The sequence below is a fragment of the Clostridia bacterium genome (assembly GCA_016887505.1).
Classification (GTDB): domain Bacteria; phylum Bacillota; class TC1; order TC1; family UBA5767; genus UBA5767.
Window position 1 is genome coordinate 238,279 of record CP069393.1, and the last position, 14,406, is coordinate 252,684.

At 42.0% G+C, this 14,406-nt stretch carries 12 protein-coding genes; 11 read left to right on the plus strand and 1 reads right to left on the minus strand.

The features are described from left to right. Positions 1–58 precede the first annotated feature (58 nt). A complete protein-coding gene (locus JR334_01065; GenBank protein QRN85855.1) occupies positions 59–1,984 on the minus strand; it encodes an aconitate hydratase in 1,926 nt (641 codons plus the stop codon). 153 nt (positions 1,985–2,137) lie between these two features. Between JR334_01065 and trmL the strand changes: the two genes are divergently transcribed. The 11 genes from trmL (at position 2,138) to JR334_01120 (ending at position 14,395) form a co-directional block, all read left to right on the plus strand. Next, positions 2,138–2,602, plus strand: coding sequence for a tRNA (uridine(34)/cytosine(34)/5-carboxymethylaminomethyluridine(34)-2'-O)-methyltransferase TrmL (trmL, locus tag JR334_01070; protein ID QRN85856.1), 465 nt, complete (start codon positions 2,138–2,140; stop codon positions 2,600–2,602). Then, positions 2,603–3,088 carry a metallophosphoesterase family protein gene (locus JR334_01075; protein QRN85857.1) on the plus strand — a complete coding sequence of 162 codons (486 nt, stop codon included), beginning with the start codon at positions 2,603–2,605 and terminating at the stop codon, positions 3,086–3,088. Between the two features lie 17 nt (positions 3,089–3,105). Beyond that, positions 3,106–3,600: a hypothetical protein gene (locus JR334_01080; protein ID QRN85858.1), complete on the plus strand. Its 495-nt coding sequence runs from the start codon at positions 3,106–3,108 to the stop codon at positions 3,598–3,600. Between the two features lie 134 nt (positions 3,601–3,734). Beyond that, positions 3,735–4,013, plus strand: a complete 279-nt coding sequence (locus tag JR334_01085) for a DUF2769 domain-containing protein (protein ID QRN86824.1) — start codon at positions 3,735–3,737, stop codon at positions 4,011–4,013. 408 nt (positions 4,014–4,421) lie between these two features. Further along, on the plus strand, positions 4,422–7,961 hold the full coding sequence (locus JR334_01090; protein QRN85859.1) for a DNA polymerase III subunit alpha: 3,540 nt from the start codon (positions 4,422–4,424) through the stop codon (positions 7,959–7,961). Between the two features lie 21 nt (positions 7,962–7,982). Then, entirely contained in the window at positions 7,983–8,465 is a 483-nt protein-coding gene (gene coaD, locus JR334_01095) for a pantetheine-phosphate adenylyltransferase (protein QRN85860.1), read from the plus strand. Positions 8,466–8,474: 9 nt separating this feature from the next. Continuing rightward, positions 8,475–8,690, plus strand: coding sequence for a trp RNA-binding attenuation protein MtrB (gene mtrB / locus JR334_01100; protein QRN86825.1), 216 nt, complete (start codon positions 8,475–8,477; stop codon positions 8,688–8,690). 21 nt (positions 8,691–8,711) lie between these two features. After that, positions 8,712–8,888, plus strand: coding sequence for a hypothetical protein (locus JR334_01105; protein QRN85861.1), 177 nt, complete (start codon positions 8,712–8,714; stop codon positions 8,886–8,888). A gap of 21 nt (positions 8,889–8,909) precedes the next feature. Then, positions 8,910–9,869 carry a 6-phosphofructokinase gene (gene pfkA, locus JR334_01110; protein ID QRN85862.1) on the plus strand — a complete coding sequence of 320 codons (960 nt, stop codon included), beginning with the start codon at positions 8,910–8,912 and terminating at the stop codon, positions 9,867–9,869. A gap of 10 nt (positions 9,870–9,879) precedes the next feature. Beyond that, positions 9,880–11,295, plus strand: coding sequence for a pyruvate kinase (gene pyk / locus JR334_01115; protein QRN85863.1), 1,416 nt, complete (start codon positions 9,880–9,882; stop codon positions 11,293–11,295). Between the two features lie 115 nt (positions 11,296–11,410). Continuing rightward, positions 11,411–14,395, plus strand: a complete 2,985-nt coding sequence (locus tag JR334_01120) for a hypothetical protein (GenBank protein QRN85864.1) — start codon at positions 11,411–11,413, stop codon at positions 14,393–14,395. The last annotated feature ends 11 nt before the right edge of the window (positions 14,396–14,406 follow it).

Sequence of the window (14,406 nt, forward strand, 5' to 3'; positions counted from 1 at the left end):
TAAAAAAAGTCACCCCTAGGGTGACTTTTTTTCTCTATATTTGAATCTTTCAATTCACTTATGCATTCTGTTTTGTGAAGTTCAGAAGACCACCGGCAAGAACAATCTTAACAAATCGCTCACTAAGATCATGGGTTACAACATAATCAAGACCCTTGGTTTTGTTATGAAGGATCAATTCATTGGATACAGGAAGGGTTTCTCGGATTTTATCTAAAACAAGAACATCTCCCAACTCAATGCTATCGTAGTCTTTCTCATTGTTAAAGGTTAGCGGTAGAATACCGAAGTTTACCAAGTTTGCCTTATGAATTCTAGCAAAACTCTTGGTGATAACAGCCTGGACACCCAAATACATCGGTGCTAGTGCTGCATGCTCTCGGCTAGACCCTTGTCCATAGTTTTGACCACCTACAATGAAACCACCATCTTTTTCCTGGGCACGTACACAGAAACCTTCATCGTTCTGGCAGAAGACATGCTTGGAAATCTCAGGAATATTGGAACGTAGAGGTAAGACTTTGGCTCCCGCCGGCATGATATGGTCGGTAGTGATGTTGTCTTCCACTTTCAGTAGCACTTCTTTTTCAATATGATTTTCAACTGGTTCCTTAATGGGTAGTGGCTTTATGTTTGGACCACGACGAACTTCTACTTCTTCCGGATTCTTGGAAGGAGGGATAATCATGCGATCATCAATGATGAAGGTCGTTGGCATTGCAATATCCGCAATATCTTCTAGCTCTCTAGGGTCAGCCATGGTACCTTTCAGAGCAGTTGCTGCTGCGGTTTCCGGGCTGGTCAAAAAGATATCAGCATCAGCGGTACCGGATCTTCCTTTAAAGTTACGGTTGAAGGTCCGAACGGAAACGCCTTTAGAGCAGGGAGCTTGTCCCATTCCGATACATGGACCACATGCAGACTCAAGAATTCTTGCACCAGATTCTATAAGAATGCCCAAGGCACCATTGTCTGCCAGCATCTTGTATACTTGGCGGGATCCTGGCGAGATGACCAAAGATACATCTGGGTGTACCATTTTACCCTTCAGAATCGAAGCTACCCGCATCAAATCCATGTAGGAAGAGTTGGTACAACTACCGATTGCAACTTGGTTTACTTTCATATCACTCAGTGAAGCAACGGTTTTAATGGCATCCGGGCTGTGCGGAGCTGCCGTTAAGGGCTCCAACTCATCTAGGTTGATCTCAATCGTTTCGTCATAGGTGGCATCCGCATCGGGTAGCATCTCATGAAAATCCTGTTCCCGGTTTTGGGCGGTAAGAAAGGCCTTGGTGGTTTCATCACTGGGGAAAACGGAAGTGGTTGCTCCCAATTCAGCACCCATGTTGGTGATGGTAGCGCGTTCCGGAACGCTTAGGGTCTTAACGCCTGGGCCGGTGTATTCCACGATTTTTCCTACACCGCCTTTTACGGACATAATCTCAAGAACTTTCAAGATGATATCTTTCGCACTAACATAGCGGGGAAGGGAACCAGTCAGATTTACCTGGACAACCTTTGGCATGGTTAGGTAGAAGGGTCCGCCTGCCATGGCAACCGCGACATCCAGACCACCTGCTCCAATAGCAATCATGCCCAAACCACCACCGGTGGGGGTATGGCTATCAGAACCTAAAAGAGTTTTTCCAGGAACACCAAAACGTTCTAAGTGTACCTGGTGGCAGATGCCATTTCCAGGTCTTGAAAAATAGACACCGTGCTTGCTGGCAACGGACTGCAGGTATAGATGGTCATCAGCATTTTCAAACCCAGACTGCAGGGTGTTATGGTCTACATAACTGACGGACAGGTCAGTCTTTACTTGGTCCACTCCCATGGCCTCAAACTGCAAGTAGGCCATGGTGCCAGTTGCATCCTGGGTCAATGTTTGGTCAATGTGTATGGCTATTTCTTCACCCGGCTCCATGGCGCCTTCCACCAAATGAGCTGAGAGGATTTTTTCTACGATATTTTTTCCCATTATCTTCCTCCTAAATACGTATTTGTTTCGCACTAAATATATCAGATATGGCAGTCTGCGTAAAGAGAATCACTCTAGTGTGTGTCTTATTCTTTCCTATTGCTCATAAATTAGTTAAAATAGAATCAGACATATGCAAACAGGAGGAATAACATGAACATTGTATTGGTAGAACCAGAAATACCCGGCAATACTGGAAGCATTGCCAGAACTTGTGCAGCAACAGGAAGTAACCTACATCTGGTGCGTCCCTTAGGGTTTTCTGTAGAGGATAAATATCTGAAGAGGGCTGGACTCGACTATTGGCCCCTAGTTGAAATCACCTATTATGATTCTATTGAAGAAGTATTTGAAAAGCACCAAGGCGCCAAATTTCATTTCTTGACGACCAAGGCCAAACATTCCTATGCGGAAGCAACCTTTGGACCAGAAGACTATCTGGTTTTTGGCAAGGAAACCAAAGGCTTACCAGAGGATTTGATCCGAGCCAACGAAGACAGCTGCTTCCGAATTCCTATGGTAGACATAAAGGAAGCGAGAAGTCTGAATCTTTCGAATGCGGCATGTATCGTATTGTATGAGGCACTCAGACAAAATGGATTTGAGGGTCTTCGGTAGATGATACGCGTTGGAGTTATATCTGATACACACTTGAAACAGGAGTTTGACTTTTTACCCACTAGAGTGGCTACCGTATTTGATGGGGTGGACCAGATAATCCACTGTGGGGATATCAATAGACAGGAGGTATTGGATGAGTTGGGTTTTATTGCCCCTGTTACCGCAGTTTTTGGCAATACGGATCCCTACGAAATGGCGAGTGCCTTAGAGCATCAGGCCATCCTAAATTTGGGTGATTACCGTATTGGGATAACCCATGGAGAAGGGTTTTCCCAGGCTCGATTAAACGCACTCAAGCGTTTTCGAGATGTAAAACTGGATATTCTTCTTTACGGACATAGTCATTGTCCTGAAAAAAGTGTAGAACAAGGAATCTATTGTCTCAACCCAGGTTCTGCCACACGACCTCGTTGCACCACTAGGGGTACGATAGCAATTCTTACACTAGGCGATGTTATTGAGAGCGAGTTTATTGATCTTTAGTACATAAGGAGGATGAAATGAAAAAAACGATGGTAATGACTGGTATCACACTCTTATTAGTAGGATTAATCTCTTTGCTAGGTGCTACAGATGTGATTCCGTTAGGGATGGGATTGGTTTGGCCGCTATCACTTTTGCTGCCAGGTCTTTTCTTTCAAATCATATTTTGGGTCAAGAGAAATCGTTTTGGTGAAGAAATTTTGATACCATCCGGAATCTTGATTGTATATGCCCTATTTTTCTTTGTGGCTGAATCAAGAGGTTTTGAGATTCTGTCGACGGGTTGGCCGATATTTCCCTTAGGAGTTGCCTTGGGCTTTCTACAAACCTATCTATTTGGCAGTCGAAAATCAATCTATCTATTCATCGGACAGATACTGCTGATTTTTTCTGTGCTTGCCATTCTTTTTAATTCACTTAGCCTAGATTTGGATGGGATTTTATTCCCCATAATTTTGATGTTTTTAGGTATTTTGGCAGTAATTCAGGCCTTTTGGAAAGACCGAAGCTGAGTAACTACTGATATCTACGCTAGACTTCGGATATGGGCTTCTGTGGTTTGTTGACAAGTCCCAAAGGGTATACAATAAAGTTGTTAAGATTGATTGCAAGCTGTGTATTCTGTATATGGAAAGGTGTGATTTTTTTGTCAAATGTTCCGAAAACAAAAGAAAATTTGAAAAAATGTCTCTGTATGAAATGTCCTAGCTATACGTTTGCTTGTAAGGTGAAATCTATGCCGGGCAATGCTATTTTGATGATGAGTGATATGGATAAGAAGCTTCATGCTGAAGCCATGTATTGTGCTTACGAAAAAAGCAATTGCATAAGTGAAGATAAGGGTTGTATCTGTAGCACTTGCGAGCTCTATAAAGAGTATGGGCTGACGAACGGTTACTACTGCACTGCAGATGGTGGAAAGTAAGAATCCACGTACAAAAAACTGTGCTAGCAAATACTGTATGTGTGAAAATTTGAATACCCAAGGCAGATTTATAATAAAATTGCCTTGGGTATTTTTTTATTGGGTGGTAAGTCCTTCGGTGTACTTCGTAATAGAATTCAATCCTTCTTGAATATCTAGTCCTTAGCTGATGAGATTCAACTAGTGAGTCTAGAATATGAAATAGAAAACCGCTCTTTCAACCCAAAAGAAATGGTATAATTGCATTAGAAGAAGAAAAATTGTAGGGATATACGTGTTCGGGGTAGAAAATAGGAAAGCAGGGTCAAAGGTGGGATTCGTATGAACTGCTTAGGTAAGTTTTATTTATAAAATCGGCTAGAATAAAATTTGGTACAATATAAGTCGGAAGGAAGGAAGACAAATCATATGACAACAGAAAAAACAGAAGGTTTACATAGTGGCTTTGTCCACCTTCATAATCATACAGGGTACAGCCTACTAGATGGAGCCGCTAGAATTCCAGACATGGTTAAGCGGGCGAAAGAACTCAAGATGGATGCACTAGCCATTACGGATCATGGGGTTATGTATGGTGTGGTTGACTTCTATAAAGAATGTAAAAAGCAAGGCATTAATCCCATCGTTGGGTGCGAAGTATATGTAGCTAAAAATTCAAGATTGGACAAGAGGCCTAGGATTGATGAAGAACGTTATCATCTGGTGCTGCTGTGTAAAAACATGGTGGGCTATAAAAACTTGGTTAAGTTGGTTTCCGCGTCCCATACGGAAGGCTTCTATTATAAGCCAAGGATAGATTTTGAACTCTTAGAGGAACATCATGAAGGACTGATTGCTACTAGTGCCTGCATTGCAGGGGAGATTCCTAGTAAGATTCTTGACGGAGATCTTGCTGGGGCAAAAGACATTGCCATTCAGTATAAGGCCTTATTTGGGGAAGACTTCTTTATCGAATTACAAGACCATGGTATGCGACAAGAAAAAGAAGCCAACCTGCATCTTATTGCTATTGCAAATGAATTGGATATTCCGCTCATTTGTGCCAATGATGCTCACTACGTCGTAAGGGAGGATGCCAAGAGTCATGATGCTCTATTATGCATTCAAACCGGTAAGACGATTGGCGATGAGGACCGGATGCGCTTCGAGGGAGAAGAATTTTATCTGAAATCCCAAGAGGAAATGGAGTCCTTGTTTTCCCACGTACCAGAAGCGCTTGAAAACACGGTGCGAATCTCGGAACGTTGCAAGTTGGAATTTGAATTTGGAAAGCTCTATCTGCCCAAATATGAAGTACCTGAGGGATACACCTTGAACACCTATCTCCATGAATTATGTCGCCAGGGCGTGGAAAAGCGTCTAGGAGAGATGACAGAGGAAATCCAAAAAAGACTGGACTATGAGCTTTCTGTAATTGAAAAGATGGATTATCCAGGCTATTTTTTGATCGTTTGGGACATGATTAACTTTGCTCGTAGCAATGGTATCTATGTGGGACCTGGAAGAGGTTCTGCAGCCGGAAGTTTGGTTGCCTATGTATTGTTCATAACAGACATCAATCCTTTGCAATATAATCTATTGTTTGAACGTTTCTTGAATCCGGAGCGGGTGAGCATGCCAGATATTGATACGGATTTCTGCTATGAGCGCCGGGGTGAAGTCATTGAATATCTCATCAAGAAATATGGCGAGGAGCATGTGGCCCAGATTGTTACCTTCGGTACCTTATCGGCAAGGACTGCTATCCGGGATATTGGCCGTGTGCTAGATCTGCCACTACCATTAGTGGACAAAGTGGCTAAGATGATACCGGGAGAACTGAATATTACACTGGATAAAGCCTTAGAGATGAATCCTGAGCTAAGGCGAATTATGGATGAACAAGAAGAAATTGCCCATCTAATCCAAATCGCAAGAAAGCTTGAAGGCCTTCCGCGTCATAGCTCCACCCATGCTGCCGGACTCGTCATTGCACCTGGACCGGTGGATGACTATATTCCCATTCTCAAGGGACAAGGAGATATTCGAGCAACCCAATACAATATGACTACCGTTGAGGAGATGGGTCTTCTCAAGATGGATTTACTAGGCTTAAGGACATTAACGGTAATTGGAAAGACCATTAATAATATTCAAACGACCCAAGGCACTTGTTTAGACCTGGACCAAATTCCATTGGATGACCCCGAAACCTATCAACTGTTGGGAAGAGGAGATACCACCAGCATATTCCAACTGGAGAGCGCAGGAATGCAGAATATCTTAAAAAGCCTGAAACCGGAGGTTTTTGAGGATATTGTTGCCCTAGTCGCCTTGTATAGACCAGGACCTCTTGGCAGTGGCATGGTCGATGATTTTGTGGACGGCAAACATGGAAAAATAAAGACCACCTATTTGCATCCTTTACTTGAACCCATATTGCAAGATACGTATGGTGTCATTCTCTACCAAGAACAAGTAATGCGCATTGCTAGTGATATGGCAGGCTTTACACTGGGAGAAGCGGATTTATTGCGCCGTGCTATGGGCAAAAAGAAAAAGAAAATCATTGAAGAACAAAAAAACCATTTTATCTCAGGGGCAAAAAAACAGGGTGTTTCTGAAAAAGTAGCTGAAAAGGTTTATGAACGGATGGCTCATTTTGCAGGCTATGGATTTAATAAATCCCATTCAGCTGCATATGCCTTGATTTCATACCGTACAGCCTACTTAAAAGCGCATTATCCGAAAGAATTTATGGCAGCCATGCTGACCTCTATTATGCAGAATACCGATAAAGTAACCTTGTATATTGAGGAGTGCAAAAAAATGGATATCAAGATACTGCCACCCGATATAAATGAGTCCTATGCTGATTTCACACCGGTAACCAAGGGAATTCGTTTTGGGATTGCGGCAGTAAAAAATGTGGGGCGCGGTGCTATAGAGAGTATAGTAGAAGCGAGACAAGATGGTCCTTTTACGACCCTGGATGATTTTTGTGAAAGAACAGATTTACGCCATGTCAACAAGCGAGTAGTAGAAGGTCTGGCCCTTTGTGGAGCACTAGATAGCTTTGGGCTGTTTCGTAGCCAAATCGTGCAAATGCTACCCAAAGCATTTGATCGGGCTGAAAAAAGAAGGGATGATATAGATTCTGGACAAGTGTCCCTGTTTGATTCACCAGGAATCGAACTGGAAGAGCACACACCAGTACCGCCCATTAAAGAATATCCTCAGCGAGAATTGCTTGATATGGAGAAAAATGCGCTCGGCTTTTATATTAGTGGACATCCTTTGGAACCCTACCGCAACCTATTCGAAGACAAAAGAATTCGTAGCCTTGCTAGCATTGATGAAAAAGATGATGGAGAAATGATCATTGTCTGTGGCATGGTGAGTAAGATTAAAAGAAGTGTGACCAAGAAGAATGAGAACATGGCCTATGTCACCATAGAGGATCTATATAAAAGTATAGACGTTTTGGTTTTCCCAAGACTATATGCAGAAATGGGTGTCCAATTAAAGGAAGATCAGGTCGTATTGCTTAGAGGAAGGCTCAATTGCAACGAGGAAGAAACCAAGATTTTTGCCGATGCATTTCAATTTGAGGTAACACCAGATACCCAACTGCAGGATTCTTTTATGCGTGGCTTAAGTAGAAAGGCAAGGCAGGCTAATGCATCTGCACCAGCAGTAGAGTCCTCGCCTGTTCCTCAAACGTCTCAGAATAAGGAAGATACAATTCCGGCAAGGGTGACCATTCGTGTAGTTAATCGCGAAAATCAAAAGATTGAAGAGTGCTTGACAAGCACGCGCGAACTGCTAGACGGTGCAAGCAAAGGTGAAACGGATGTTTTTTTCTATCTCGAAGGGAAGATTCGAGTCAGTCTTAGACAAAAAAAATATATTGACCGAAAAATCTATGATAAACTTTGTAGAGTATGGGGAGAAAACAACATCGAGTAAAAATTGCAAGGGAGTGATTAAATGAAGATCGCCGTCTATCCTGGGTCTTTTGACCCACTAACGAATGGACATCTTGATATCATCGAGCGGTCGGTGCATATCTTTGATAAAGTAATATTAGCGATAGCGAAGGAAAACTATAAAGAGTCACTGTTTTCTGTTGAGGAGCGCATCGAAATGATTGCCGAAGCGCTAAAGGGCTATGAGACTGTGAAAATTGAAGCCTTTGAAGGATTGTTAGTGCAATATGCCAAGAAAAAAGGAGCATGTGCCTTAATCCGGGGTTTGCGCGCAGTATCAGACTTTGAATATGAATTTCAGATGTCGCTTATGAACCGCAAACTAGAACCTGATGTTGAAACGGTATTTCTGATGACATCAGCAGAAAATGCCTTTATCAGTTCGACGATGATCAAACAGGTTGCATCTTTACAGGGTAATATTCACGGCTTGGTTCCACCGGTCGTGGAGAAAGCTTTATTCCGAACATTCAAAGGGGATTAAATGGAAAATATGAAGTGTGATATGGATTATATTGTTGTGAAGGCACTTGAAAACGGTGTGACCATCATGGGACTTACAAGAGGTCGTGATACAAAAAGTCATCATTCAGAAAAAATTGATAAGGGTGAAGTCTTGATTGCTCAGTTTACAGAAACAACAGCAGGCATAAAAATCAGGGGAAAAGCTAAAATTTATACCAAACATGGAGAAGTGGACAACGATTAGAATATCCAGGGAGATTCGGAAATGTGGAAAGTAGTATTCGTGGTAAATTCTGAAAAAGAAGTGAACAAAATCAAACGGGAATTGGAAAAGGAATATATATTTCCAAGAATTATTCAATATGGCAGCTCCTATCAGATTATGGTGGAAGAAATGGACCTACAAGATAGTGAAGAAATTATCAGGGGGATCATATCCTAAGGTATGGAGGAAGGCGTGATTATGAATAAAATAGCAGTCATGACATCAGGTGGAGATGCTCCAGGTATGAATCCAGCTATTCGGGCAGTAGTTAGAAAATCTGTCTATCATGGGCTCTCTGTGGTAGGTATCAAGAGGGGATTTGAGGGGCTTCTTAATAGCGATTTCGAGCAGATGGATGTTTCTAGTGTAGGAGACATTGTTACCCGTGGGGGGACAAAACTTTTGTCTGCACGATGTGAGGAATTTTTGAAAGAAGAAGTCCAAATTGAAGCAGCAAATACGCTAAGGAAACACGATATAGACGGCTTGATTGTCATCGGTGGAGATGGAAGTTTCCGAGGGGCATTGGCACTACAGAAGCAAGGCATAAAGGTAGTCGGCGTGCCAGGCACGATTGACAATGATATTGCAGGCACTGAAATGACGATTGGTTTTGACACCGCTGTGAATACTGCTTTGGAGGCCATATCCAAACTTAGAGATACTGCAACCAGTCATGAACGATTGTTTCTGGTGGAAGTGATGGGTAGACATTGTGGTGCCATAGCCCTGGCGACAGGAATAGCCGGTGGAGCGGAAGCCATACTGATACCAGAAATGCCCATCGACTACGATAAACTTACCGCTAGCATCTTACGAGGCAAGGCTAGAGGAAAAATTTCTAGTATTATTGTGGTTGCAGAAGGAGCTACGCATGTAGCGGATGTGGAGAAGCTTCTCAAAGAACGCACCGGAGCAAATGTCAGAACTGTGATCCTAGGGCATTTGCAACGCGGGGGCTCGCCGACGGTAAGTGATTCCATTTTAGCGAGTCGCATGGGTGCTGCCGCGGTAGATTTCTTGCGAGAGGGTAAAAATGGTGTAATGACAGCACTTCTTCAGGGAAATATTGAAGCAGTTCCGTTGGAGGACTGTTTAAATAAGAGTAGTAGCTTTGATGAAAAATTGTACCACTTGGCCGAAATCTTGGCCATATAGGAGGAACAGAATGCGAAGAACCAAAATCATATGTACGATTGGTCCCGCTAGTGAAAAGGACGAAATACTTCGGGAAATGATAGCAGGCGGAATGAATGTTGCAAGACTTAATTTTTCTCATGGCAATCACCAGGAGCATCTAGTACGAATCAAGAAAATTCGCAAAATAGCTGAGGAACTTGGAAAAAATGTGGCCATTATGTTAGATACCAAAGGCCCGGAGATACGAACTGGTGAATTAGCGTCTTCCAATGTGATTCTACATACGGGAGATAATCTGATTCTGACCACGGAACCCATTGTCGGAAACCAGGACAGACTGTATGTGAGCTATGAAAAACTGCCGGAAGAAGTTTCCGTGAAAGACCAGATCTTACTTGATGATGGTTTAATATCACTGATTGTAAGCAAGATAGAGGGAAAAGAAATTTTTTGCCAGATAGAAAATGGTGGCAAAATTAAGCCTAGAATGGGTGTGAATGTGCCAGGTGAAAAATTGAATTTACCATTTTTGTCCGAAAAGGATAAGCAGGATATCCTATTTGGTATTAAAAATGGTATCGATTTTATTGCCCTATCTTTTGTACGGGATAAGTATGAGGTGGAGCAAGTCAGGGCATTATTGGATGAAAATGAGTCTAACATACATATAATCGCAAAAATTGAAAATATCTTTGCCGTGGAAAATATCAAGAGCATCATTAAGGTTAGCGATGGCATCATGGTTGCCAGAGGTGATTTGGGCGTGGAAATTCCCATCGAAGAAATTCCAATAATCCAGAAGAAAATCATCCGGTACTGCTTTGAAAGAGCAACTCCAGTCATTACAGCGACACAAATGCTCGATTCCATGATTCGCAATCCACGACCTACTAGAGCAGAAGTAACCGATGTAGCAAATGCCGTATTGGATGGAACAGACTGTGTTATGCTGTCGGGAGAAACTGCCGCGGGAGATTACCCCTTGCTCACGCTGAAGACGATGATTAAGATTGTCCTAGAAGCAGAAAACCTGATGTGCAATTCACCAGATCGATTTAAGAAACGCAAATACAAGAGCATGCATCCCATCACCGATAACATCAGTGAATCTGCAGTGCAAATTGCTCATAAGCTAGATGCTACGGCTTTAATTGTTCCTACCAGATCCGGTTTTACACCACGAATGGTAGCCAAATATAGGCCCAGTACGCCGGTCTATGCCATGGTTTCCCATAAGTCTAGTAAACGATTGATGTGCATTGTATGGGGAGTGGAAACGGTGGAGATTGTGGAACCGGATAATATCGATTCTATGATTGAACGAGCTACAGAAGCTTGCTTGAAACAAGGATATATTCAGGAAGGTGACATGGTTGTTATTACTGCTGGCGTGCCGATTGGAGTGAGTGGTAAGACAAATTTACTGAAAGTGCAAATTGTTTAGATTCAAAAAAGCATTAAAAAAATAGCGTTAAATATGGAACCTGGGATTCAAACGTAGTACTATGCTATATGTGACAGCACATCACATATGGCATATTTTTTTTACGGAGGATAGCATGAACAGACAAATGCGAGCACAACAGATTCCAAATTTTTCCATAACATTGCAGAAGTCTTTAGACCACTCCGATATCGTGGTATTCATGGGTTTGCATGAATTTTATACTACAGAGTTCTTTCAAGAAATCTTGTCTTGGACGACGGATATACCACTAGTAGAAGTGGAATGCTCAATTGTTAAAGATCAAGGCGTATGTATAGATTTTACGAAAGAAGAGCAAATCTATTTATTAGATATCCGGAAAGCAAAGTTGGAAAATGGAAATAAGAACATTGCATTACACACCAAGGGCTTACATGGGAAGATTATTATTCTTAGCAATCATGAGGTGAATGTTGAGATACTGGAACGGTCAGCTGCTTTAGTCCCTACAAACTTTATGCTTCAGGATTTACGATTTGAAGAAAAAGAACTTAGGAGATTGTTAGTTGGAGAAGAAATCAAAGATATCGAATGTGATGATATCTTATCCATGACAGATGGTGATGCTGCTTTGGTTTTAAAAATATTGTCAAATCACAAGTCTGCCACAGGATTTAATCTAGTATGTGCGAAAAAGGAATTAATTCGAGGCTTCACTTGGTTGCTCGAAAAGAATTTTACGAATGAGGAATTAAAATGGATAAGCATACTTCGCTACTTTGATACCTTTAATTTATACGCAGTAGACCAACTATGGTCAGATGAAATGAATCACATAGGTACAGTGCGTAAGTTGGCTAATCTAGGAATGATTACCTTGTTGGATTGGGATACCTGCAAGTGTTGCATGCCCCTAAAACAAGCACTGGAAAGATTGGCCTATATCCTATGTGACAAGGATGAAAAAAGACGACAAGAAGAATCGGCTGTAGAATACTTGCAACAAACAAAAAGGTGGAAGGAAGCGCTTTTTATTGTGTCAGCTTCCGAAAATACGGACCTTTTTCAAGAGGTAATGCACGAAGTACTATCCAAAGTGGATATTGTATCGGATCCTGGTGCAATTAACGCATGCTATGATATGGTGCAAAATAGAAAGAATGAGACGAGTCCTGAGATACTGTTGCTTTCTATCTTGCATGAGCATTATGTGGGACATAGTGCTTCCAAATGGCGCTTTGCTAGAAAACTTTGCGATATGTGGGAACAATGCTTAGACCGGAATGAGAGCTTTTTAACTACGGCGGCGATGCTGGTAGTGTCTAGTTGCTTGCAGCTGGGACGATTTGTTGAAGCAGAGCAATTCCTACAAAAGGTGCAAAAAGAGATAATTTTCGAAAATGATGGTAATTTGGCACAAATCGAATTGTTGAGTACTTATCTTTGTGGGATTATGAATCTTGATACCATGGATCATCAAAGAATGAAGAAAATGAAGCACCGCATCATGAGCCATGACAACAGTAGTGTATGGTTATTTTTTATGCGAATCTTCTTTGAGGAAGACCTATTTTTGCTTTTATTTACACCGGATGAATATGAGCACTTTTTAGATAAGTTGTTGGGTGAAAAAGGCATGGGCCTGCTGAATGACCAGTGCTTAATTCAACAGATATACTATTATCTATTTTGCAATCGGATGCGTTATTATCCATCTGACTCAGATGACCAGGCGGTTGTTTTGACGCATAAAATTGAAAATAGCAACAGTGACCATGTCAAGTTGTGGGGATATTATGTACTTGCTATGGGTGAATACTTAAGGAATGAGCTGAACATGGCAGGTTCCCACATTGATGAAATGCTATACTATGTTAGCATGACAGGATGTGCTACGATGCGATTTAGGGGCCTCCTCTTGGGGGCTAGGATAGCCGTTGAGAACAATCGCTTAGAACGTGCTGAAGGCTTGCTTCGGGAAGTAAAGGCGATGGAAACATATTGCCAATGGGAATCCTTTTCTGCACTAGTACTTCAAGAGGAAGCACAATGGCATTTTTACAAGGGACAACAGGAAAAGGCATTGCAATATGCTACGGAAGCATTGGGCGTCATAAAGAAGATTGGTAGTGATCTGGGTGTGATGGAAGCCTTGACCCGCACCAGTTTGATTCAGGAGTCAAGGGGGTGTGCAGGAGAGTCTTTGGCGTCTGAATATTTGGTGGAAGCGGCTTCCGTAGCGAGACGTTCCAATGAAATAGCCCTGCTGGAAAGGTATTTGGAAGTTCACCCGCAGTTAATGCGATTTATAGAACCGGACTACCTTATGGAGGGGGACACTAGTGCTGAGGATTCATATTTAAAAATTAAGCTCTTTTCAGAGTGTCAGATATGTTGTGGGGAGCAAGTTTTACGCGAGGAGGATTGGCCTACTCGGAAAGTAAAGGGGATTTTCCAATACTTGCTATTGCATTCTGACCAACGCATAGCGAGGAATTCTTTGGCAAAGGAGTTTTGGCCGGAAATCACGGATAATGCGCAAGGACTGGCCAATCTAAGAGTTGCTTTAAGCTTGCTGGGAAAAACTCTAGGACAAATTGGACTGGAACAAATTCTGAAACGAAACCGGCAACGAGCCTGGCTCGAAATTCCCGAGGATGCTCATATTGATTATTTTGAATTCCGTGAAAAGTATGAATCTGGAAAGGAATGTTATAAGCAAAGAGATTATCGTAATGCTAAAAAACACTTCTCAGCCAGCTTAAAAGTGTTGGAGAAACCTTTCTTGAGTACTCAGGTAAAGGATGAATGGGCAGTAAAGGAAAAGGCCAAAGTAGCCAAAAAAAAGGAACGTTGCCAGTACTATTTGCTTCATATAGCTCTTGCGAATCAACAATATGCCAATGCCGTGGTATACTGTAAAAAGATGCTGGAAGAGAACAGCTACCGTGAAGACATATATCGTATACTTATTAAGACTCTGAGAAAACAGGGTAGGGTAGGCGAAGCCTTAAGCGCATACAAGTGCTATAAGAAGATCTTAAGCGAGGAGTTGAAGCTCAGTCCCAGCAAAGACATGCTAGTTATGGAAAAGAAACTGGCAAATACCGTATATTAGAAAGGATAGAT